Genomic DNA, 21758 nt, shown 5'->3' on the forward strand with positions numbered 1-21758 from the left:
TCCCGAGCGACTCTCAAGAGGCAATCCCCGCGGTGGAGGGGCACCTCCCGAGCGACTCTCAAGAGGCAATCCCCGCGGTGGAGGGGCACCTCCCGAGCGACTCTCAAGAGGCAATCCCCGCGGTGGAGGGGCACCTCCCGAGAAGGCGTGGCTACGCGAAGGCGTGGCTACGCGGCTTCCAGGCCGGTTCGCAGAGCGCGGAGCGCATAGTGGGTACGGGACTTGACCGTGCCGACCGGAACCCCGAGCCGCTCGGCCACCTCGTCGATCGAGCGACCCCGCAGGTACACCTGGGACAGGATGTCGCGGTGCGCGGGCGTGAGCCGGTCGAAGGCGTACCGCATGGACGCCCCGGCCAGCGCCGACCCGGTGGTGTCGTCGCGGGCGGCGATCCAGTTGAGGTCGACCGCGCCCACCTCGGCGGGCCGGTTGTGCCGCATCCGCACGACGTCGATGACCAGCCGCCGGGCGACGGTGAACAGCCACCGCCGGATGCCTTCGGAGTCGGCGGGCAGCGCGTCGATGTGCCGCCAGGCGCGCAGCATCGTCTCCTGGAGCAGGTCCTCGGCGGTCTGCCGTTCGCCCTTGGTCAGGCCGAGCAGGAACCGGGAGACGTCCCGCGCGTGTTCGGCGTGCAGGGCGACCATGCGGGCCTCGCGGTCGGGCGTGGGGTCCGGTGAGTCCGGCTGGTCGGGTGACAGGTCCAGTGGTGGTGCGGCAAGCATCCGTAACCCCCGTCGGGCGAACTAGGGCGAGATGAGGTCGCGGGCCGGGGTTCCGGTCCGTCTGCCGAAGAACGCTAGGAGTACGCGGTGTGATCACACTGACGTGCGAGTGCCGAAAAAGTGCCGTCGCTGCGCGCGGGACACAAGTCACGCACTGTCACGAAAGCGGGCGACGGCGGGCCGGCCGCCGGCGGGCAGCGTGCGGCGCCGCCGTCGCCCGCAACGGGAGCGGCGCTGTCCCTGACCCCCCAGCGGCAACACGCCGGCTCCATTCGATAAGAACGGGGGTGGCCTGGCGTTGTTCATTTGGATGCTTGAAGTGACCTGGATCACATGACTACACGTGAACGAGGGCGCCCGGTACGCGTCCTTAGTGACGCAAGGCGGCCACCTTTCCCCGTGCGGTGGTCGCCTTGCCCGTGATCAGGCCGAAGGCCGCAGCCGCCGGCGCAGGGTGTGCGCGGTCGCTGCCTGCGCGAACGAGATCAGCGACAACGCCTCGTCCCAGGCCCGGGCCGCCCCCGCCACATCCCCCGCGGCCGTGAGCGCGTCCCCGAGCGCGGTCAGCGCCTCGGCCGTCTGCGGCCCGGCCGACGCCTCCCGGTAGCACCCGGCCGCGGCCCGCCACGCCGCGACCGCCGCGTCGTGTTCGCCCGCGGCGGTGCGCACCTTGCCGATCACGTCCCAGCATTCGCCCGCGCCGAACTGGTCGCCGATCTCCCGGAAGTACGCCAGCGACGGGCCGACCAGCCGCATCGCGATCTCCCGGTGGCCCAGCGCGGCGTGGTTGGCGGCCTGCTCGACGGCCGCGTCGGCCAGCTGCTTCTGGTCACCGGTGGCGGTCGCCTGCCGGATCGGGCCCTCCAGCGCGGCCAGCGCCTCCTCGTGGCGGCCCCGCTGGCGCAGCACCATCGCGATGTTGAAGTCGACCCGGCTCAGCTCCGGCCCCAACCCCAGCGCCACGTACAGTGACCGGCTGCGTTCCAGGTGGTACACAGCGGCGTCGAAGTCACGCTGGAAGTAGTAACCACCGGCCAGACTGCGATGGGTACGCGCCTGACCGGCCAGATCACCGCCGCGCTCGGCCGCCTCCAGGGCGACCCGGGCCGTCGCCACCCAGTCCAGTGACCGGCCGCTGCGCTCGAAGTAGTGCTGGATGCCGATGGCCAGCTGCCACGCCGCGGTGTGCCGGCCGGTACGCGCGGCGAACTGCACCAGGTCGATCAGGACCTGCGCCTCGGCCTCGAGCCAGGACATCGCCGCCACCCGGTCGGGGAAGGTCAGCGGGGTGACATCCGGACCCACGTCGGGTACGTCGTGCTGCTGGGCACTGGTGGCGAACAGTTGATGCGCGACGGCCGCCGTCGACCGGTAGAAGCGCAGGCAGCGGTCCTCGGCGGCGGCCCGCTCGTCGGCACCGGCATCGTCCAGCAGCTCGGTGGCGTACGCGCGGAGAAGGTCATGGGTCTGATAGCGGCCCGGCCGGTGCTCGACGGTCAGGTGGGCCCGGTTGAGCTCGCCCACCAGCTGACGTCCGACCCGGGCGGGCACCCCGGCCAGCGCTGCCGCCCCGGCGATCGACACGTCCTTGCCTGGATGCGCCGGGAGCAGCCGGAACAGCCGCGCGGTGTCCGGCGTCAGCGCCCGGTACGACCAGGAGAACACCGCGCGCAGATCGGTGTTCGGGTCATCCCCGGAGAACCCGTCGAGGCTGCCCCGGGCCTGGGTGAGCTCGGCCGCGATCCGGTCCAGCGGGGTGTCCGGCCGGCCCGCCGCCCGCGCGCACACCACCGCGCAGGCCAGCGGCAGCCGCCCGCAACTTTCGATGATCTCGTCGACGGCGGCCGGCGCCGCGTTCACCCGGGCCGGACCGAGCCGCCGGATGAAGCCCTCCCGCGCCTCCTCGACGGTTGGCAGGCCGACCGGCATCGGGTGGGCGCCGACGCCGGCCATCAGTCCGGTCAACCGGCTGCGGCTGGTCACGATGACCAGGCCGCCCGGGGTGCCCGGCAGCAGGTGGCGGACCTGTTCGGTGTCCCGGCAGTTGTCCAGCACGATCAGCAGCCGGCGACCGGCCACGGTGCTGCGGAACAGGCCGGCCTGCGCGTGCAGTTCGGTCGGGATGGTGTCCTGCGGTACGCCGAGCGAACCGAGCAGGCCGCGTAACGCCTCGGCCGTACTCATCGCCGGTCCCTGCCCGTCGAAGCCGCGCAGCTCGACGTAGAGCTGGCCGTCCGGGTAGCGGGGGGCCAGCGCGTGCGCGATGTGCACGGCCAGGGTGGTCTTGCCGACGCCGGGCATGCCGTCGATCGCCAGCACCCCCGCGCCGTCCGGTCCCGCCGCTCCGGCCACCCGGTAGGCCTCGGCCAGCGGTCCGGCCCGACCCGCGAAGAACGGCAGGTCCGGGGGAAGCTGCGCCGGCGCGGGCAGGGGGGTGGCGGAGGAGGTTCCCGATGGGGTACGCGGCCCCGACCGCCGAACCACCCGGTCGTACGCGTCACGCATTTCTTCGCCCGGGTCGATACCCAGCTCATCGGCCATCCGGCGGCGCACCGCGTGGTAGAGGTCGACCGCCTCGGCCTGCCGCCCGTCGGCCGCCAGCGCCACCAGCAGCCGGCTCTGCAGCGCCTCGTCGAGCGGGTGCCGCGCGGCCGCGTCCCGCAGCGGCGCCAGCACGGCCGTGGCCCGCCCGCACCGCTCGGCCGCGTCCGCCGCGTCTCGCACGGCCAGCGCGTGCTCGGCCTCGATCGAGGTAAAAGCCGGATGGGTACGGCTGATCGGCTCCAGCCCCGCGGCGGCCCGCCCGCGCCACAGCCGCAGCCCGGCGAGCAGCAGGTCGAGCCGGGTGTCGGCGTCGTCGGTGGCCCGGGCCCGCGCGCACAGCCGGCGGAACTCCAGCAGGTCCAGCGAGTCGGTGTCCACGTGCAGCTGGTAGCCGGACATCTGCCGGGTCAGGTACCGCCCGGTCTCGCGCGTGGCCAGCCCCGGCTCCAGCAGCCGGCGCAGCGCCCCGATCTGCCGGTGCACCACGTTGGACGCCGAGGCCGGCGCCGATTCCTCCCACAGCAGGTCGATCAGCTCGGTCATCGTGACCAGGGCGCCGGCCCGCGCGAGCAGCAGGGCGAGGACCAGCCGCTGCTGCCGGGGGCCGAGAGCGATGTCAATGTCACCGCGAGTGACGCGCAGGGACCCGAGCAGGTGAAATCTCACCGGCTGAAGATCGCGAGGCTGCACGGTGGTCACGGTATCCGTTCACGTGCAACCCCAACCATGCGCCCGAGGTCGAGGGGTGTCGCATTTGTGTCATGTCCATACCGTCCACACCCGACCTCGCGTACGGCCAACCCGTGATCACCCAGTGCTCAGGGGGCCTGGTCACCGACCGTAACCGGACGAGCGTCCTGTCGGGTAGCCGACCGGTTTCGTTGCCGTATGCAGAAGACACCCCCTCCGAGCATCGCCGCGCCCCCGCAGAGGACCAGCGTGGTGACCTGACCCCAATGCTGGATCGCCGGCCCCGCCAGGGCCCCGGCCAGCAGCGACCCGGCGGCGGTGGCGTTCGCGAACAGCGTCGTCGCCCGCGCGGTGGCCGGCCGCATCAGATCCTGGAAGTAGCGGATCCCGGCCGCACTGACCACGGCGATCGCGATGCCCCGGGCCACCTGACCGGCCAGCAGCAGCGTCAGGTCGTCGGCGAGCAGGCTGATGCCGTAGAACACGGCCAGCGCCATCATCGCCGCCGCGATCAGGAGGCGCTGGTTGACGCGGTCCGGCAGCACGGCCAGACCGAGCGCCACGATGATCTCGACGGCGGCGCACGCGCTGAACAGCAGGCCGACCGTGCTGTCAGGCTGATGCAGCCCGGCCGTCACGTAGAGCGGCAACGCGATCGATCCCGCGAACATCGCCAGAAAGAAGAGGATCACGCCGGTCGTGGCCGCCACCCCCACCCCCTCCCCGGTGGGTGGGCGCGAACCGTAGCGCGAGATTGTGAACGTCCGGAGACGTATCCACAGGCCGGCACCGGGTGGCCGGTCCCGATGCGGTGCCGGCTGCTCGCCGCCGGGAGGCGAGGCGGCCGGCATGGCGCGGCCGGCGGCCCCGGCGCAGGGCCGGTCGGGGCGTGCGGCCAGGGCGGCCTGGGGCTGGGTGGGCCTGGGGGCCGGGACGGCGGCGGTCGTCAGCGCCGCGAGGGCCAGCACGACCGCGGACGCCCGGAGCAGCCCTGGAAATCCCAGGTGGCCGAGCATGACGGCGCCGGCCAGCGGGCCCAGTGCCCACGCCAGGGACCAGAACGAGCGCAGGAGCGGCGTGGTCCGCTCGTTGCTGGTCACCACCCGGGCCAGGGCGAACAGCTGCGGAAACACGGCCTGGTGGGCGCCGAGCAGGAAGGCGGCGATCACGATGAGCAGCGGTGCCGATCTGGTCGTGGTCAGCAGCGTCAGGCCGAGCGCCCCGAGCGTGGCGGCGCCGATCGCATAGCCGCGGGTGGGCCGGCGGTCGAAGCGGCGGGCGATGAGGGTGGCGACGACGATGCCGCCGGCGGCCGGGGCGGCGGTGAACAGCCCGATCTGCACCGGCGTGAGACCGGCGTGGCGCGAGGCGAACAACACCAGGTACGCGCCGGCCATCGAATCGGCGATGCCCAGGAGCAGGACCGCGCCGGCCAGGGCGACGAACGGGCGGGTGTTACCGGCTATCGACCTCATACCGGAAACACTCGCATCGGGGCTGGACCGCCGCAACCGGTGAAAGGCGATACGGTGGAAACATGGCACCGCGTCCTCTCCCGGTGGTCGGCGGCAACCTGGCCCTCGACTTCGCCAACACGGTCGACAACCCGTGGGGGCCGACCCGGCACGATCACCTGGGCGGCTATGACGATCTGCTGGCCTGGTCCGAGCGCGCGGGTACGCTGCCCGCCCGCCTGCGGCCCGCGCCTGACCCCGAGGAGGTGCTGCGCCGGGCGCACAAGTTGCGCGACGCCCTGAACGACGTCTTCGGTGCGGCGGCCGACGGTACGGGTGACCTGGCGGATCGATGGCCACGTCTGCGCCCGTTCGTCACCGAGGCCATGGCCGCCGCAAGCCTCGACGAAGGCCGGGCTCCCAAAGCCGCGAGTCGTGACGGGGCCGCCGCTCCCGAAGCCGCGAGCAGTGCGGGCGGGGCGGCGACGACGGTCGTTGTAGGGGCTCGATGGTCGTGGGCCGGCTCGGACGACCCGGTGGCCGTGCTGCACCCGGTCGCCGTGGCCGCGGCCGAGTTGCTCACCGGCGCCGATCTCAGGCTGGTCAAACGCTGCGCGGGCTGCCCGTGGCTGTTCGTCGACCGGTCGCGCAACCACAGCCGCCGCTGGTGCGACATGGCCGACTGCGGCACGGTCGAGAAGGTGCAGCGTTACGTCGCCCGCCGGCGCGCCCGGTTGTGAGGGGCTGAAGTGGCGGTCAGGCGTACGTGGTGAACTCGATGAAGGTGTCCGGCGGGCGGTTCTCCGGGATGGGGCCGTCCTCGATCGTCCAGTTCGGACCGGCCACGGCCTGGGCCACGCCCCTCCAGAAGCCTTCGACGCCGGGGTTGTAGCGCTGGAACGCGATCCGCCAGCGGCCCGGGAACTGGTCGATGATCCAGAGCGCGGCCTCCCGGCCCACCCCGGTCCGGCGTAGTGCCCGCACCACGAAGAACGCGCTGATCGTGCTGCCGCCGCCGGGCAGCGGCAGGGTCATCACGAAGCCGCCGAGCCGGCCGGCCGCGGTGATCAGCCAGGCCCGGTGCCCGGGGTCGGCCTCGGCCAGGAAGCGGTCGACCATGCGGTCGTTGAAGGTGCCGTCGTCGTTGGGGAGCATGCCGTACGGCTCGGACAGGTCGTAGCGGAACAGCTGGCCGAGGTTGTGCAGGACGGCCCGGTGCCGGCGGTCGACCGGTCGTAACAGCACCGGCCGGTTCGGCGGGCGCGGGGGAGTGGCGGCGCTCCAGGGCATAACTTGATCTTCACACCCGGAGGGTGAGAGGGGTGCGCGGGGGACGGGGATGGCGGTCCCCGCGCCCCGCGCGGTGACCCCGCGGGAGCCGCCGCGAGGTCGAACGTCCCGCCGCCGGCCGACGGCCAGTGGCGCGTGTGCCTGCGGTCGGGACGAAAAGGCGAATTGGTGAGGCTCGCCCGGGAGTACGCTCATGGGAGCGCTCCCATATGTCGCTCAGCGTATCGAACAGCGGCGTAGGAACCAAGGCCGCGCCCAGATGGCGTCACTCGGGGTGTCGCCGGCGGTCGCCACCGCGTACGAAGAATCTCTAGGCGCGCTGCTCCGCACCGGGCTTGAGGATCTCCTGGGCGCCCTCGCGGGCCTGAGCGGTCCACGGCGCCGGGCGCCCCGTCGCGAGACTGACGCGTACGATCGTCCGGCGCCCGTCGGCGTGCAGCACCCGGCCGTTGCCGGAGCGGATCTCGAAGCCGTACTCGCAGCTGGTCCGCCCGAGCTGCTCCACCCACAGGCGCACCCGCAGCGGCCCGATGTCGCGGATCGGGGCGTGGTAGTCGATCGACTGTTTCCGGAAGACGTGGATCGCGTCCGGGTGGCTGGGCCGGATGCCGTGCCGGCCCCAGAAGTCGGCGGCGGCCCGGTCGACGAGCGTCAGGTAGTGCGAGGCGTACACCATGCCCATGCTGTCCAGGTCGTCGAAGTAGACGACCGGATGCTCGATCGTGCCGTAGAGGACCGGAGCTTCCATGTTTCTTCTCTCTTCAGTTGCTGACCGGGCAACCGTACAGACGCCGGAATCCTAGACCGGCTCGACGGGACGTTCTGATTTCCGGTCTGTTACGAGCTCGTGAGCGCCTGCTCGACCGACCGATCGGCCGGCGACTCCACGGCCGGCGGGCGGCCGCTGACCCGGTCCCAGGCGGCCTTGAAGCAGGCGAAGAAGTCCCGTCCGGCCTTACCGGCCAGGAACAGCCGCCCGCAGCCCGGGCAGCCGGCCCGTACCCCCTCGGCGTCCAGGCCCACGCCGCGACAAAGCGTCACCGCCCGGGACAGGTGGTAGTCCTGGGTGACGACCAACGCCCGGCGGACCCCGTAGACGTCCCGCGCCCGTACGCAACTGTCGTAGGTGTCCAGCCCGTGCGGATCCTGCACGATCCTGGCCTTGTCCACCCCGAGACCTTCGAGGTACGCGGACATCGTCGCCGTCTCGTCACCGGAGTCGCCGCCGCCGTCGCCGGAGACCAGAACCACCCGCGTACGCCCGCCGCGCACCAGCTCGGCCGCGGTCCGCAGCCGCCCGACCAGCCGGGGCGACGGCCGCCCGTCCGGCTCGACCCCGGTACCCAGCACAATCGTCACGTCGGCGACCGGCGCGTCGGCCACGTCGTGCTCGTACCCGCGGGCCCCGAACTCGGTCCACAACCAGGGCCCGCCGCCGAGCAGAACGAGAGTGATGACGGCCAGCGGTATCCAGACACGACGTCGCACCGGCCCGATCCTGTCAGGTCCGTGCACGCTGCTGTCGGATCCGGTTCCCGTCGTTCGTAGCCATGGTGTCGCGGGGCATCATTAGGAGCGGGCGGCTCACCGACCTTCCGCCCGTCCTCCTTTGACCGCGGGCCGCGGATCCGTCCGGGTCCGGGCCACCCGACCGACGCGAGTGGGGTCATGAACGAGCAGGCGCTACCCGGCGGTTTCGTCAGCGACGCCGTCCTGGTCGAGGGCACGGTGCGCAAACCGCCGCCACGAGATCGGGATTTCGTTCGCGGCCTGCTGCGGCACTTCGAGGAGCGCGGCTGGGACGGTGCGCCGCGGTTCCTCGGTGCCGATGACCGCGGCCGCGAGATGCTCAGTTTCGTCGACGGCGTCGTGCCATGGCGGCAGGAAGGCGAGCCGCCGTCGGTCCGGTCGGAACCCAGCCTCGCCGCGGTGGCCCGGCAGGTGCGGCGCTTCCACGACCTGACCGCTGGTACGGCCCTCGCCGGCGCCGACGAGGTGGTGTGCCACAACGACCTTTCGCCCCGGAACACGGTCTACCGCGAGGACGACGGCGTGCTGCTGCCGGTGGCGTTCATCGACTGGGACATCGCCGGGCCGGGCCGGCGGATCCACGACGTCGCCCACGTCTGCTGGCAGTACCCGGGACTCGGCCCTGGCCTCGCCGACCCGGTCGCGGCGGCGCGGCTGGTGCGGGTGGTCGCCGACGCCTACGGCCTGGCCGACCGCTCCGCCCTCGTCGACACGATCCTGTGGTGGCAGAACCGGTGCTGGCGGGGCATCGACGCCGCGGCCGACGCGGGCGACGCCGCGATGATCCGGCTCCGCCGCCTCGGAACCGTGAACGCGGTCCGTGCCGCCCACGACTGGACCCGCGACCATCGCGCCCTGTTCGAACGGGCTCTGCGATAGCGATGGGACGGCCCGGGGCCGAAGGGGCCGGTCCCGTCCACGACGGTCGATGGTGGTGGGAGTGCTCCCACAGGCCCGCGTGATCCACTCCCCGTCCCGGTGGTTGTAGCTTGTGCAGCGACAACCACCCGGGGTTGGGGAGGCGGGGGACATGACGACGGAACGCAGCCGTGCCTCGGGCCGGCCGACCCTGGACCAGGTCGCCAGCCGGGCCGGGGTCGGTCGCGGCACGGTCTCCCGCGTGGTGAACGGCTCGGACAAGGTCAGCGCCTCGGCCCGGCGCGCCGTGGAGAGCGCTATCGCCGAGCTGGGGTACGTGCCCAACCGAGCCGCCCGCACCCTGGTCACCCAGCGCACCGACTCGATCGCGCTGGTCATCTTCGAGTCCGGCCGCCGGTTCTTCGCCGAGCCGTTCTTCGGCCGGATCGTGCAGTCCATCGCCTCGGCCCTGGGCGGCCGCAACCTCCAGCTGCTGCTGATGATCGCCCAGTCACCGGAGGAACGGCACCGGACCGAGGGCTTCCTGACCCGCCAGCACGTGGACGGCGCGTTGCTGCTCTCGCTGCACGGCGACGACATCCTGCCGGCCAAGCTCGAGGAGCGCGGCGTGGCGATGGTCCGGGCCGGCCGCCCGACCGGCGCCGTCGGCGGGCAGACCTTCGTCGACGCCGACAACCGGGGCGGGGCCCGGGCGGCGACCGAATACCTGCGGGCGCGCGGCCGCCGGCGGATCGCCTGCATCGCCGGGCCGCAGGACATGCCGCCGGGCATCGCCCGGCTGGCCGGCTACCAGGACGTCGTGGGCCGCGGCGCGATCGCGATCGGTGATTTCAGCGAGGAGAGCGGCGAGGCGGCCATGCGCCGGCTGCTCGACCAGTACGCCGACCTGGACGCCGTGTTCGCCGCCTCCGACCTGATGGCGGCCGGTGCGATGCGGGTGCTGCGGGAGAACGGCCGTCGGGTGCCGGCCGACGTGGCGGTGGTCGGCTTCGACGACTCGGCCATCGCCGGGCACACCGATCCGGGGCTGACCAGCGTGCATCAGCCGATCGAGGAGATGGGCGAGGAGATGGTCCGGCTCCTGCTGGCCAAGATCGACGGCATAGACTTCGACCAGCACGAGGTCGTCCTGCCCACCCGCCTCGTCCCCCGCGGCTCAGCCTGAGCGAAATCCCCCGGTGGTAACCAGGAGCGGCATTCGCGCTCCGGACACCGCCCGTGGATACCACTGTCCGAACCGGTGGTGGGCGGGGGCGGCGTTCGAGGCCCGGACACCGCCTGTGGCTGCACTGTCAGGTTTGCTTGACCTCGTCGAGGCGGGCCTGGAGGACGTCGGCCTGGGCGGCGTCGAGGCCGCCCTCGCCGATGCGCTGGCGGACCTTCTGCCGCAAGGCGTCGACCCGGCCCGGCACCTCGGCGGCGGGCGCGTTGTCCAGTTGCTGAAGCAGGTTGAGCAGGTCGACGGCGACGTCGTCGCGGATCCGGCCGGTCGAGCGGCCCTCCTCGACCGCGGCCGTCACGTTCTGGACGGCGTCGTCGCGGCTCTCCGGCTCGGGCGGCGCGGTCGGTGGCACCTCCGGTTCGACGGTGACCGTCTGCGTCACGGCCGGCTCGGAGGAGGCCGGGGGCGGCGACGGGAGTGCGTCCGGGTCGTCGTCGGGGGAGGACCAGGAACCGATGACCACGGCCACGCCGGCCGCGGCGAGCAGGGCCACCACGATGGCGACCCGGCCCGCGGTGCGGCCGGCCGGGCGGACGATCGGCACCGTGTGCGCGGGGGCGCGGCCCGACGTGAACGGCCCGGCGGCGGCCGGCGCGGACGGGCGTTCGCCGGCCAGCGGAGTGAGCCGGTCCCGGACCTCGTCGGCCGGCGGGCGGCGGGCCGGGTCGTCCCGCAGGCAGCGTTCGACCACGTCACGGAACGCCGCGGGCAACTCGTCGGGCAGCTCTTGCGGGCCGGCGGCGCGGGCGGCGGCGTACTCCTCCCAGGTGTCGACCGGGTAGGGCGGCTCACCGGCCACCATCTCGAACAGGACCGTGCCCAGCGCGTACACGTCGGTGGCGGGTTCGGCCGGGCGTCCGTCCAAGCGTTCCGGGGCGACGTAGGCCGGCGTGCCGAAGGTCGCGCCGGTGTCGTCGTCGTCCGGCGCCCCGGTGACCGCGCTGATCCCGAAGTCGAGGATCTTCGTGCCGGTCGGCGTGAGCATCACGTTGCCCGGTTTGATGTCGCGGTGTACGACGCTCCGGGCATGCGCCGCGGCCAGCGCCGACGCCACCTCGGCGCCGATCCGCGCCGCCACCGGCCACCGGATCGGCCCGCCGGCCAGCCGGGCCGCCAGGGACTCCCCGTCGAGCAGCTCCATCACCACGAACGGAGCCAGCGAACCGTCCGGCCGCGGTGACTCGCCGTAGTCGTAGACGGCGGCGATGTGCGGGTGCGACAACCGGGCCGTGGTCCGTGCCTCGGTCCACGCCTGGTGCAGCATCTCGGCCGCGCGCGGGGTCGGCAACTTCAGGGCGACCGCCCGCCCGAGCAGCTCGTCATCGGCACGCCAGATCTCCGCCATGCCACCGGTGGCCAGCCGTTCGGCCAGTCGGTAGCGGTGGGACAGCAGCGTCCCGGTCTGTGGCCAGTCCTCGTCCACCCGTCACCCTCCGCCAAGAGCTTTGTGAACCTCGCCTGCCACATTGTCGCCGCCGGATCCGCGATTGCCCACTTTCAGCGCCGCCGGCCGGCAACCGCCCAGCCTGGGGTGTTCTGCACGTCGTACGGCCGGGTGCCGGCGTCCGGACGCCATCGGGTGGGCTCCACGATGCCCGGTGCGATCAGGTCGTACCCGTCGAAGAACCGCAAGGTCTGTTCACGGGTACGCGGCCACGCGTCCACCGGGGCGGCCTCGGTCATGGCCCTGACCTGGGCCAGGTTCGCCGCGTTGTAGTGGTCCCAGGTCGCATGGGTGACCGCCAGGAAGCTGCCGGCCGGCAGCGCCCCGGTCAGGCCCCGGACGATGGCCGCGGCCTCGTCGTCGTCGCGGACGAAGTGCAGCACGGAGATGAGCAGGACCGCGACCGGCTGGGTGAGATCGAGGGTCCCGCGGACGGCGTCGCTGCCGAGGATGGCGGCGGGGTCGCGCATGTCGGCCTCGAGATAGGCCGTGGCGCCGCCGGTCAGCAGCGCCCCGGCGTGCTCGGTGACCAGTGGATCGTTGTCGACGTAGACGACCCGGACGGCCGGGTCGGCCGCCTGGGCCACCTCGTGGGTGTTGTCCGGGGCCGGGAGCCCGGTGCCGACGTCGAGGAACTGACGGACGCCCTCCCCGGCTGCCAGGTGCCGGACCATTCGCTGGTGGACCGCGCGATTGGCCCGGACCGCCTCCCGGACGCCGGGCACGAAGGCGGCGAGGGCGTCACCGGCGGCCCGGTCGGCGGCGAAATGCAGGTTGCCGCCGAGCAGGTAGTTGTAGCGACGGGCGGGGTGGGGCGTCGAGGAGTCGACCACGAAGTCCACACTAGTCAGCCCGATGCCCGTAGAATCCCGTTGTGTCGCGCGCATGGAGCGAGAAATGGGCCCGGGAGGGGACAGCACGCTTCGTGGCGGCGGTCGCCGGGCTGACCGACGACCAGCTACGGGAACCGTCGGCCCTCGGCGGCTGGAGCCGGGCGCACGTCGTCGCCCATGTCGCCCGCAACGCCGACGCCCTGGTCAACCTGATGCAGTGGGCCCGCACCGGGGTGGAGACCCCGATGTACGCGAGCCCGCGCCAGCGCGACGACGACATCGATCGGGGCGCCGAGCTGCCCGCCGCCGAGCTGCGCGCCGACCTGCTCCGGGCCGATGAGCGGTTCGCGACCCGGGTGGCCGAGATGCCGCCCGAGGCGTGGCGGGCGGAGGTCCGCACCCGGCAGGGCCGGCGGATCCCGGGCGCCGAGGTGTTGTGGATGCGCTCGCGGGAGGTCTGGGTGCACCAGGCCGACCTGGGCACCGGCATCACCTTCGCCGGCTTCCCCGAGGACTTCCTGGTCGAGCTGATCGGCGACGTCATGGGCGCGTTGAAGGGCCCCGGCCTGCGGGTCGAGGCGGCCGGGCGGCATTGGACGACGGGCGCCGGCACGGCGTCGGTGTCGGGCCCACCGGCCGCGGTGGCGGCCTGGTTGACGGGGCGTTCCGCCGGTGCGGACGTCGAGGGCGAGAAGCCGGAGCTGCCCGACTGGCTTTGAGGGGTGCGATGCGCAATCAGGGACTCGGATCCTGGCCGGCCCGCCGGGCGCGGATGTCACCCGCCCGCGTGGCGCTCACCCATCAGGGCGTCGACATCACCTACGCCGGCCTGGCCGCCCGGGCCCAGGGTTTCGCGCACCGGTTGCGGAGGCTGGGCGTACGCCGGGGCGACCGGATCGCCTATCTCGGCGTGAACCATCCCCACGCCGTGCTCACGCTCTTCGCCGCGGGCCTGCTCGGCGCGGTCCACCTGCCGCTCAACGCCCGGCTGACGCGCGACGAGCTGATGGTCATCGTCGGCGACGCCGAGCCGGCCGTGGTGGTGGCCGGCCCGGGTCACGAGAGCATGGCGGCCGGCCTGGGCGTACCCGCGGTCGTGGTGTCCGGTGACGAGACCGGCGAGCCGATCGACGAGCTGGTCGGGCTGGACGACCTGGCCGTGATCATGTATACGTCGGGGACGACCGGCCGCCCCAAGGGCACCATGCTGACCCACGGCAACCTGACCTGGAACGTCTGCAATCACCTGATCGACATCGATCTGCGCGGCGACGACGTGGTGCTGGTGGCGGCGCCGCTCTTCCACATCGCGGCGCTGGCCCAGTCGCTGCTGCCGATCCTGGTCAAGGGCGGCCGGGCGGTGCTCGAGCCGTCGTTCGACCCGCGGCGGGCGCTGGCCACTATCGCCGCCGAACGGGTGACGGTGATGTTCGGCGTACCCACCATGTTCGCTCTGATGGCCCGCTCGTCCGACTTCGCCGGGGCCGAACTCGCGAGCCTGCGGATTCTGGAGTGCGGCGGCGCGCCGGTGCCCGAACCACTGATCCGGGAGTACGCCGATCGCGGCGTCCTGTTCTTGCAGGGCTACGGGATGACCGAGGCCGCGCCCGGCGTGCTCTACCTGGCCGCCGAGGACGCGGCGGCCAAGCCCGGTACGGCCGGTGTGCCGGTGTTCTTCTCCGACGTGCGCGTGGTGGCCCCGGACGGCCGGGACACCGCCGACGACGAGCCGGGCGAGATCATGGTCGCCGGGCCGAACGTCTTCGGCGGCTACTGGGGGATGCCCGAGGAGACCGCGGCGGTGCTGGACAACGGCTGGTTCCGCTCCGGCGACATCGGGGTGCGTGACGGCGACGGCTTTCACCGCATCGTCGACCGGGCCAGAGACATGATCATCTCTGGTGGTGAGAACGTCTATCCGGCCGAGGTGGAGAACGCGCTGCTGGGCTGTCCGGGCGTCGCCGAGTGCGCGGTGATCGGGGTGCCGGACGAGAAGTGGGGCGAGGTCGGCAAGGCGTTGATCGTACGGTCCGGCCCGGACGTGACCGCCGGCGACGTTCTGCGCGGGCTGGACGGGCGGCTGGCCCGCTTCAAGGTCCCGAGGTACGTGGAGTTCGTGGCCGAGTTGCCCCGGACCGCGTCGGGCAAACTGCTGAAGGCACGTCTCCGCCGCGAGTACGGCGGATCCAGCGAAGGGACACCGGCATGACAACAGTCGCCAACGGGGTCGACGAGGTGATCGCCCTGGCCGGCCAGGATCTCGGCGCCACCGAGTGGATGGAGGTCACCCAGGAGCGGGTGAACACCTTCGCCGACGCCACCGACGACCACCAGTGGATCCACCTGGACGCCGAACGCGCGGCGGCCGGCCCGTTCAAGGGCACTATCGCGCACGGGTTCCTGACCCTGTCGCTGGTGATCCCGCTCTTCACTCAGCTGCTGCGGGTCGAGGGCGTCGCGATGGGCATCAACTACGGCCTCAACAAGGTGCGTTTCCCGGCGCCGGTGCGGGTGGGTACGCGCATCCGCATGCTCGGCACGGTGGTGAGCGTCGACCCGGTCGACGGTGGCGTGCAGGCCGTCTTCGACTTCACCGTCCAGGCCGAGGGCTCGCCCAAGCCGGTCTGCGTGGCCCAGAGCATCCAGCGCTTCTACCGGTAGTGGTAGCCAAATCGGGGATCCGCCGCGCCGATACCGCTCAGGCCTACCACTGAGAACCGCGGTGGTAGGCAAATCGGGGATCCGCCGCGCCGATACCGCCTGGGGCTACCGCTGAGGACTGGGGTGGCGGATCAGGCGGCCGACCTCGGAACGGAGCCGGACGAAGCCGGGCTGCTCGCGGGTGACGATCTGGTCGCGGGAGCGGCCCGGGCCGAGGCCCACCGGCAGGTCGGCCAGTACGGTGGCCGGTGACCCGCCGAGCACCACGACCCGGTCGCCGACGTAGACGCTCTCGTCGATGTCGTGGGTGACGAACAGGACCGTCGTGTCGTCGCCGCGCACCGCCAGCAGCAGATCCTCCAGGTCCTCGCGGGTCTGCGCGTCCACCGACCCGAACGGCTCGTCCATCAGCAGCAGCCGCGGCCGGTAGGCCAGGGCCCGGGCGATCGACACGCGCTGCTGCATGCCGCCGGAGAGCTGCCACGGGTGCTTGCGCTCGACGCCGGCCAGGCCCACCTGATCGAGGGCGGTTCGCGCGGCGGCCCGGCGTCGCGCGGTGGTGAGACCGCGGTGCCGCAACGGCAGGGCCACATTCTCGAGTACGGACAGCCACGGCAGCAGCGAGCGCCCGTATTCCTGCAGCACGATCGCCACGTCGTCGGGCACCCCGTCGGCCCGGATCTCACCCTCGCCCGGCGCGATCAGCCCGGCGACGCACCGCAGCAGCGTCGACTTGCCGCAGCCGGAGGGCCCGACGATGCTCACCAGTTCACCGTCGGCCATGGTCAGATCGACGTCACGCAGGACGGGCTGCCCGGCGTACGCGTGCCCGAAGCCCTTGATCGTCAGCATCTCAACCGGCCGGTTCGGCGTAGGCCGACGCCGAGCCCGACGCGACCGGGATCTCCACCAGGTACGGCCCGTCGGCGGCCAGCGCCGTGTTCAGCTCGCGGGTCAGCGACGCCGCGCCCGCCACCCGCGCACCGGGGCAACCCAGCCCGGCCGCCAGCTGGACGAAGTCGAGGCGGTGCAGATCGGTCCCGACCAGCGTGGCGGCGCCGAGCCGGCGGCCGAGCTCCTTGACCGCCTCGTATCCGTGGTTGTTGAGCACCACGAAGGTCACCGGCGCCCGCCAGCGCGCGGCCGTCCACAGGGCCTGGATCGAGTACATGCTCGACCCGTCGCCGGCCACGCACACCACCCGCTCGTCCCGCCCGGCGGCCAGTGCCCGGCCCACCGCGAGCGGCAGCCCCCAGCCCAGCGCGCCGCTCCCGGTGGTCAGGAAGCCGCCGGGCCGGGTGATCGGGAACCGGGCGTGGAAGGTCTCCCGGTGGCTCGGGATCTCCTCGACCACTATCGCGTCGGCCGGGATCAGGGCCCGCAACGTGTCGATGGCCAGTTCGGGCTCGATCGGGTCACCGCGCCGGGCCGGTTGCGGGCGGGTACGCGCGGGCCGCGCGGGCCGGGGGCGCTTGTCCACGAGGTCGAGCAGGGCGCCGAGCCCGGCCCGTACGGTGGACAGCACGTTCGTCCCGCCAGGCGCCCACGCCGCCTGGGCCGGGTCGCAGTCCAGCGTGATCAGCCGGACACCGGGCGGCAGCACCGGCCCCTCGGTGTGCACGTGATATTTAAAGATCGGGCCGCCCAGCGCCAGCACCACGTCGTGCTCGCGCAGGCGGGCGGTGATCTGGTCCCGGACCGGCGGCAGGAAGCCCTGGAAGAGCCGATGGTCCTCGGGGAACCCGGAGCGGGCCGAGAGCGGCGTGATCCAGACCGCGGCGGTGAGGCGTTCGGCCAGCTCGACCGCGAGATCCTGGGCGTCGTCCTCGTCGACGCCGGCGCCGATGACCAGGGCCGGGCGGCGGGCGGCGTTCAGCTCGGCCGCCACCTCGGCCAGCGTCACCGGGCCGGCGGTGAAATCGGTGTGCAGTTCGCGGCCGGGCACCAGGCCGGCGGGCCGGTCCCAGTCGTCCTCGGGGATCGACACGAAGACCGGGCCGCGCGGCGGCGTCATCGCCACCCGGTAGGCCTCGGCCACCGCGGCCGGCCCGTCCTCGGCCCGGTCGGGCTGCACCGACAGCTTCACATAGGGGCGGGGGAACGTGGCCGGCTCGTCGGCGGCCAGGAACGGCCGCGTGGTCAGCATCGCCCGGGTCTGCTGGCCGGCGATCACCAGCAGCGGCACCCGGTCCCGGTAGGCGTTGAACACCGCGCCCAGCCCGTGCCCGACGCCGCCGGCCGAGTGCAGTTGCACCACCCCGGCCACGCCGGTCCCGATCGCGTGCCCGGCCGCCGCGGCCACCGCGATCGATTCCTGCAGTGCCAGCACGTACGTGAAATCGGCGGGCCAGTCCCGCAGCAGCCGGATCTCGGTCGAACCGGGGTTGCCGAAGATCGTGTCCACGCCCTGCCGGCGCAGGAAGTCGAACACCGCGTCGCGTACGGTCGTCCCGTCCAATCTAGACACCCCCGGAAGGTCGTCCCAGCGCGCGGCGTTCGACCGCGCGCAGCAGCGTGTTGAGCAGGTAGCCGAGCAGGCCCAGCAGCACGATCGCCGACCACACGGTGGGCAGGTCGGAGCGGCTCTGCGCGTCGGTGAGCCGGAAGCCGATCCCGTCCGCGCTGCCGGGCAGCAGCTCCGAGAAGACCATCAGGATCAGGGCCAGGGACAGGCTGAGCCGCAGCCCGGCGAAGATCTTGGGCAGGGCCGAGGGCAGGATGATCCGGGTCAGCCGGTCGGCCGCGGAGAGCCGGAAGACCCGTGCGATCGCGGTCTGCACCGGGTCGACCGCGCGGGCGCCGTCGGCCGCGTTCAGCAGGATCGGCCAGACCGCGCCGGCCGCTATCGACACGATCTGCATGGGCGGGCCCAGGCGCATCAGCACGATGAACACCGGCACCAGGGTGGGCGGCGGGATGGCCCGGGCGAACTGCAGCAACGGGTCGAGGTAGGCGGTCAGCCGTTCGGACCGGCCCAGCGCCAGCCCGAGCGTGACACCCACGAGGGCGGCGGCGGTCAGCCCGGCCGCCATCCGCGCCAGGCTCGGCCACAGGCTCGCGACGGCGTCCGGCTGTGCGAGCAGGGGCACGATGGTCGAGGGCGGAGGGAAGAATACGTCATGGGTACGCCGCGCGGCGAGTTCCCACAGTGCGACGACGAGCAGGGGCACCGCCCAGCGCGGCCGGAGCCTCATCGCCCGTGCCATCCGAAGGCGCGCCGGGACAACCCGGCCAGCCCGGCGTTGGCCAGCACCCCGATCGTGCCCGCCCAGACCGTGCCGGCCAGCACGTCCACGGTGCCGGCCACGGCCAGCTGGGCCTGGGCGATGAACACGCCCAGCCCGTCGCCGAACCCGGCCAGGATCTCGGTGCCCACGGCGAGGATGAGCCCGATCGCGGCGGCCAGGCGTACCCCGGTGGCGATGAACGGCGCGGTGGCCGGCAGGGACACCCGCCACATCACCTCGGCCGGCCCGAACCCGAACACCCGCAACGTCTCCCGGGGGACCGGGTCGACCTCGCCCAGCCCGTAGACGGTGTTGAACAGCACCGGCCAGAGCGAGGCGTACCCGATCAGTGTGACCTCGGTCATCAGGCCGGCCCCGAGGATCAGGCTGACCAGCGGGATCAGGGCCACCGACGGGATCGGCCGGAGGAACTCGAGCACCGGCCGCAGCGCCGCGCCGACGCCCGGGAGGCCGCCGAGCAGCAGGCCCAGGGCCACCCCGAGGGCCACCGCCAGCAGCACCCCGGCGGCCCAGGCGCCCAGCGTGGTGGCCAGGTCGGTGCGGAACGCGGGGTCGGCGGGAAGCTCGGCGGCGCGGCGCAGCACAGCCGACGCGGGCGGCAGGAAGGCGCGCGGGACGACCCCGGTCGCGGCGAGCACCTCGCTGACCGCGACCGCCGCCGCGACACCGGCCAGCCCGCGCAGCCACCGGCCGGAGCGGGTGATCATGCGGCCGGCGGCGTGAAGATCACCGGCGTGACGTCGGCCCGGGCCGGCAGGAGGCGCTGGCCGGCCATCAGATCGGCGAGCTTCTGCAGACCGGCCCGGTCGTTCGCGGTGGGGTACGCGGGCAGCCGCGCGTTCCGGGCGGTGGTGGCGTCGACCTTGGCGTAACCCGGCAGCACCCGCTCGACCAGCGCCCGGTCGCCGGCGGCGAGCGCCTGACCCTTGAGGATCGCCCGCTGGAACGCGGCGGCGGTCTTCGGGTACTTCGACGTCCACTGCGCGGTGCTGACGTAGCCGCTGATCGGCAGCCCGGCCGCCGGCCCGGTCCCCGCGTCCAGCACCGTCCGGGCGGGCAGCTTCGTGGTGATCACGGTCCCGAAGGGCTCGGCCGTCAGAATCGCGTCGACGTCGGAGTTGGCCAGCGCCTTGTCCATCAGGGGGAATTGCACGGCCCGGTATTTCACGCCGGCCGGATCGACCTTGGCCGCGGTGAGCAGTTCGTTGAAGGTCAACGACTGGATGTTGTTCAGGATGTTGACCGCGACGGTCTTGCCGGTGAGATCGGACAATTGCCTGATCGGTGATTCGGGCAGCACCACCAGCTGCATGAAGCCCGGGGCCACGGCGGACGCCGGGGCCAGCACGCGCAGCGTCATCGCGCCCTGCTGGTTCGCCTGCAGAAAGGTCACGTAGTTGCCGCCGGCGATCACGTCGACCTGCCCGTTCTTGAGCGCCGGCAGGGCGGCCAGGCTCTGTGCGACCGGCTCGATCCGGACCTGCAGCCCCTCGGCCGCGAAGAGGTCGCGCTCCTGGGCGATGTGCAGGGCGGCCACGTCGAGCAGGGGGAGCGCGGCGACCGTGATCGACTTTTTCTCCAGCCCGTTACCGGCCTTCGGCTGATTGTTTCCGCAGGCGCCGATCGAGATCAGGAGAAGTGCGCTGAGGGCCGCGGCGACACGATTCCATCGCATAGGAATGAGTCAATACCCGACCGCGCAAATGACACAACCCCTTTCGGCTCCGGTCGAAAGGGGTTGCGACTTCCGGTGGGTCAGGCGCCCCAGCCGGCCTGCTGCCCACCGACCCGGTCGGCGACGATCTTCTCCTGGTAGCCGCTGCGCTTGTAGGCAGCGACCGGGTTCGGGTCCAGTCCGGCGTCGGCGCGCACCTCGGCCAGCAGCGGCCGCACGTCGGTGTTGTACGCGTCCATCAGCGCCGCGTTGGCCTCCAGCACGTCGCCGTCGTTCTGTGCCTTGGTCAGCGCGTCCCGGTCGACCAGCAGCGCCTTGGCCGTCGCCTCCTGGATGTTCATCACCGAGCGGATGATCGCCGGGATCTTCGCCTCGATGTTGTGGCACTGATCGAGCATGAAGTTGATGCCGTACGCCGGGTCGAGCGCACCGCCGCGGACGATCTCGTACATGATCCGGAACAGCTGGAACGGATCGGCGGCGCCGGCCATCAGGTCGTCGTCGGCATAGAACCGGCTGTTGAAGTCGAACGCGCCGAGCTTCCGCTGCCGTAGCAGGAAGGCGACGATGAACTCGATGTTGGTGCCGGGCGCGTGGTGGCCGGTGTCGATGCAGACCGTGGCCCGCTCGCCGAGCTCGACGCAGTGCGCGTAGGAGGTGCCCCAGTCGGGGACGTCGGTGGCGTAGAAGGCCGGCTCGAACAGTTTGTACTCCAGCAGGATGCGCTGGTCGCCGGTGAGCCGGTCGTACGCCTCCCGGAGCGCGGCGTGCAGCCGGTCCTGCCGGTTGCGCAGGTCGTCCTGGCCGGGGTAGTTGATGCCGTCGGAGAACCACAGTTTCAGGTCACGGGACCCGGTGGCGTCCATGATGTCGACGCATTCGAGCATGTGGTCGGTGGCTTTGCGGCGTACCCCGGGATCGGGGTTGGTCACCGAGCCGAGCTTGTAGTCGTCGTCCTGGAACACGTTGGTGTTGATCGCGCCGAGCTTCACACCCTGATCCTGGGCGTACGCCGACAGCGCCGCGTAGTCCTCGACCTTGTCCCACGGGATGTGCAGGGCGACGGTCGGCGCGATCCCGGTGAACTTGTGCACGACCGCCGCGTCCGCGATCTTCTCCTCGGGGGAGCGCGGAACACCGGGCTGGGCGAACACCTTGAACCGGGTGCCCGAGTTGCCGAAGGCCCAGGACGGTGTCTCGATGCGCTGGGCCGTGAGCGCGCGCTTGACGTCGGTCATGACGACTCCAAATGAAATACCTCGGTGAGCAGCGGGAAGCCCTCGACCGGCGTGGTGCCGGCGAAGAACTCCGCCATCTCGGCCTGCCAGCGGGTGTTGACGTCCAGCGCCTCCATCGCCGCTCGGGACGCCGCGAGGTCGTCCGCCTCGACGTAGCCGACCAGCAGCCCGTCGGAGCGGAGGAAGAGCGAGTAATTGCGCCAGCCGGTGGCCCGGAGAGCGTCCTGCATCTCGGGCCACACGGACTGGTGCCGCTCCACGTACTCACCGATCCGTTCGGGGCGAACCTGGAGCTGGAAGCAATATCGTGGCATGCGGTGAATCC

21 protein-coding genes are annotated in these 21758 nt (G+C 72.5%); 6 read left to right on the forward strand and 15 right to left on the reverse strand.

Annotation, left to right across the window (positions count from 1 at the left end; genetic code table 11):
• Positions 1-167 precede the first annotated feature (167 nt).
• The 3 genes from ACGFIO_RS20795 to ACGFIO_RS20805 all read right to left on the reverse strand — a co-directional run bounded on the left by ACGFIO_RS20795 (position 168) and on the right by ACGFIO_RS20805 (position 5434).
• Positions 168-725 (reverse strand): sigma-70 family RNA polymerase sigma factor, encoded by a 558-nt coding sequence (locus ACGFIO_RS20795; protein WP_392827916.1) that lies wholly within the window; start codon positions 723-725, stop codon positions 168-170.
• A 423-nt stretch (positions 726-1148) separates the two neighbouring features.
• Positions 1149-3935 (reverse strand): BTAD domain-containing putative transcriptional regulator, encoded by a 2787-nt coding sequence (locus tag ACGFIO_RS20800; protein WP_392827917.1) that lies wholly within the window; start codon positions 3933-3935, stop codon positions 1149-1151.
• A 152-nt stretch (positions 3936-4087) separates the two neighbouring features.
• Positions 4088-5434: an MFS transporter gene (locus ACGFIO_RS20805; RefSeq protein WP_392827918.1), complete on the reverse strand. Its 1347-nt coding sequence runs from the start codon at positions 5432-5434 to the stop codon at positions 4088-4090.
• Between the two features lie 62 nt (positions 5435-5496).
• Here ACGFIO_RS20805 and ACGFIO_RS20810 point away from each other — a divergent pair, with 62 nt between their 5' ends.
• Positions 5497-6153: a CGNR zinc finger domain-containing protein gene (locus ACGFIO_RS20810; RefSeq protein WP_392827919.1), complete on the forward strand. Its 657-nt coding sequence runs from the start codon at positions 5497-5499 to the stop codon at positions 6151-6153.
• Between the two features lie 16 nt (positions 6154-6169).
• Here ACGFIO_RS20810 and ACGFIO_RS20815 read toward each other — a convergent pair whose 3' ends face one another.
• The 3 genes from ACGFIO_RS20815 to ACGFIO_RS20825 all read right to left on the reverse strand — a co-directional run bounded on the left by ACGFIO_RS20815 (position 6170) and on the right by ACGFIO_RS20825 (position 8191).
• A complete protein-coding gene (locus ACGFIO_RS20815; protein ID WP_392827920.1) occupies positions 6170-6703 on the reverse strand; it encodes a hypothetical protein in 534 nt (177 codons plus the stop codon).
• A 310-nt stretch (positions 6704-7013) separates the two neighbouring features.
• The gene (locus ACGFIO_RS20820; protein ID WP_392827921.1) at positions 7014-7451 is read right to left on the reverse strand and encodes an acyl-CoA thioesterase; all 438 of its coding nucleotides are present in this window, start codon (positions 7449-7451) and stop codon (positions 7014-7016) included.
• Between the two features lie 89 nt (positions 7452-7540).
• Positions 7541-8191, reverse strand: a complete 651-nt coding sequence (locus tag ACGFIO_RS20825; protein WP_392827922.1) for a vancomycin high temperature exclusion protein — start codon at positions 8189-8191, stop codon at positions 7541-7543.
• 180 nt (positions 8192-8371) lie between these two features.
• Between ACGFIO_RS20825 and ACGFIO_RS20830 the strand changes: the two genes are divergently transcribed.
• Entirely contained in the window at positions 8372-9112 is a 741-nt protein-coding gene (locus tag ACGFIO_RS20830) for a phosphotransferase (RefSeq protein WP_392827923.1), read from the forward strand.
• A 151-nt stretch (positions 9113-9263) separates the two neighbouring features.
• Complete coding sequence (locus tag ACGFIO_RS20835; RefSeq protein WP_392827924.1) at positions 9264-10277, forward strand: LacI family DNA-binding transcriptional regulator; 1014 nt, start codon at positions 9264-9266, stop codon at positions 10275-10277.
• A 127-nt stretch (positions 10278-10404) separates the two neighbouring features.
• On the opposite strand, the gene ACGFIO_RS20840 is transcribed toward ACGFIO_RS20835, so the two are convergent.
• Positions 10405-11757 (reverse strand): serine/threonine-protein kinase, encoded by a 1353-nt coding sequence (locus tag ACGFIO_RS20840; RefSeq protein ID WP_392827925.1) that lies wholly within the window; start codon positions 11755-11757, stop codon positions 10405-10407.
• A 74-nt stretch (positions 11758-11831) separates the two neighbouring features.
• Entirely contained in the window at positions 11832-12611 is a 780-nt protein-coding gene (locus tag ACGFIO_RS20845) for an SAM-dependent methyltransferase (RefSeq protein ID WP_392827926.1), read from the reverse strand.
• Positions 12612-12652: 41 nt separating this feature from the next.
• Here ACGFIO_RS20845 and ACGFIO_RS20850 point away from each other — a divergent pair, with 41 nt between their 5' ends.
• The 3 genes from ACGFIO_RS20850 to ACGFIO_RS20860 are packed head-to-tail and all read left to right on the forward strand — an operon-like array spanning position 12653 to position 15272.
• Positions 12653-13330 (forward strand): maleylpyruvate isomerase family mycothiol-dependent enzyme, encoded by a 678-nt coding sequence (locus tag ACGFIO_RS20850; RefSeq protein ID WP_392827927.1) that lies wholly within the window; start codon positions 12653-12655, stop codon positions 13328-13330.
• A gap of 8 nt (positions 13331-13338) precedes the next feature.
• Positions 13339-14820 carry a long-chain fatty acid--CoA ligase gene (locus ACGFIO_RS20855; protein ID WP_392827928.1) on the forward strand — a complete coding sequence of 494 codons (1482 nt, stop codon included), beginning with the start codon at positions 13339-13341 and terminating at the stop codon, positions 14818-14820.
• Positions 14817-15272 carry a MaoC family dehydratase gene (locus tag ACGFIO_RS20860; protein ID WP_392827929.1) on the forward strand — a complete coding sequence of 152 codons (456 nt, stop codon included), beginning with the start codon at positions 14817-14819 and terminating at the stop codon, positions 15270-15272. The genes ACGFIO_RS20855 and ACGFIO_RS20860 overlap by 4 nt, the downstream gene beginning before the upstream one ends.
• Before the next feature lie 105 nt (positions 15273-15377).
• On the opposite strand, the gene ACGFIO_RS20865 is transcribed toward ACGFIO_RS20860, so the two are convergent.
• The 7 genes from ACGFIO_RS20865 to ACGFIO_RS20895 all read right to left on the reverse strand — a co-directional run bounded on the left by ACGFIO_RS20865 (position 15378) and on the right by ACGFIO_RS20895 (position 21747).
• A complete protein-coding gene (locus tag ACGFIO_RS20865) occupies positions 15378-16124 on the reverse strand; it encodes an ABC transporter ATP-binding protein (protein WP_392827930.1) in 747 nt (248 codons plus the stop codon).
• Position 16125: 1 nt separating this feature from the next.
• A complete protein-coding gene (gene mdlC / locus ACGFIO_RS20870; protein ID WP_392827931.1) occupies positions 16126-17739 on the reverse strand; it encodes a benzoylformate decarboxylase in 1614 nt (537 codons plus the stop codon).
• Positions 17732-18466 carry an ABC transporter permease gene (locus ACGFIO_RS20875; RefSeq protein WP_392827932.1) on the reverse strand — a complete coding sequence of 245 codons (735 nt, stop codon included), beginning with the start codon at positions 18464-18466 and terminating at the stop codon, positions 17732-17734. Before ACGFIO_RS20875 ends, mdlC begins: the two co-directional genes overlap by 8 nt.
• Positions 18463-19227 carry an ABC transporter permease gene (locus ACGFIO_RS20880; protein WP_392827933.1) on the reverse strand — a complete coding sequence of 255 codons (765 nt, stop codon included), beginning with the start codon at positions 19225-19227 and terminating at the stop codon, positions 18463-18465. The genes ACGFIO_RS20875 and ACGFIO_RS20880 overlap by 4 nt, the downstream gene beginning before the upstream one ends.
• Complete coding sequence (locus ACGFIO_RS20885; protein WP_392827934.1) at positions 19224-20195, reverse strand: ABC transporter substrate-binding protein; 972 nt, start codon at positions 20193-20195, stop codon at positions 19224-19226. The genes ACGFIO_RS20880 and ACGFIO_RS20885 overlap by 4 nt, the downstream gene beginning before the upstream one ends.
• A gap of 80 nt (positions 20196-20275) precedes the next feature.
• Positions 20276-21433, reverse strand: a complete 1158-nt coding sequence (rhaI, locus tag ACGFIO_RS20890; RefSeq protein WP_392827935.1) for an L-rhamnose isomerase — start codon at positions 21431-21433, stop codon at positions 20276-20278.
• The gene (locus ACGFIO_RS20895; protein WP_392827936.1) at positions 21430-21747 is read right to left on the reverse strand and encodes an L-rhamnose mutarotase; all 318 of its coding nucleotides are present in this window, start codon (positions 21745-21747) and stop codon (positions 21430-21432) included. The genes rhaI and ACGFIO_RS20895 overlap by 4 nt, the downstream gene beginning before the upstream one ends.
• Positions 21748-21758: the final 11 nt, after the last annotated feature.

The organism is Actinoplanes sp. NPDC049265 (assembly GCF_043197135.1).
In the GTDB taxonomy this organism is placed as follows: domain Bacteria; phylum Actinomycetota; class Actinomycetes; order Mycobacteriales; family Micromonosporaceae; genus Actinoplanes.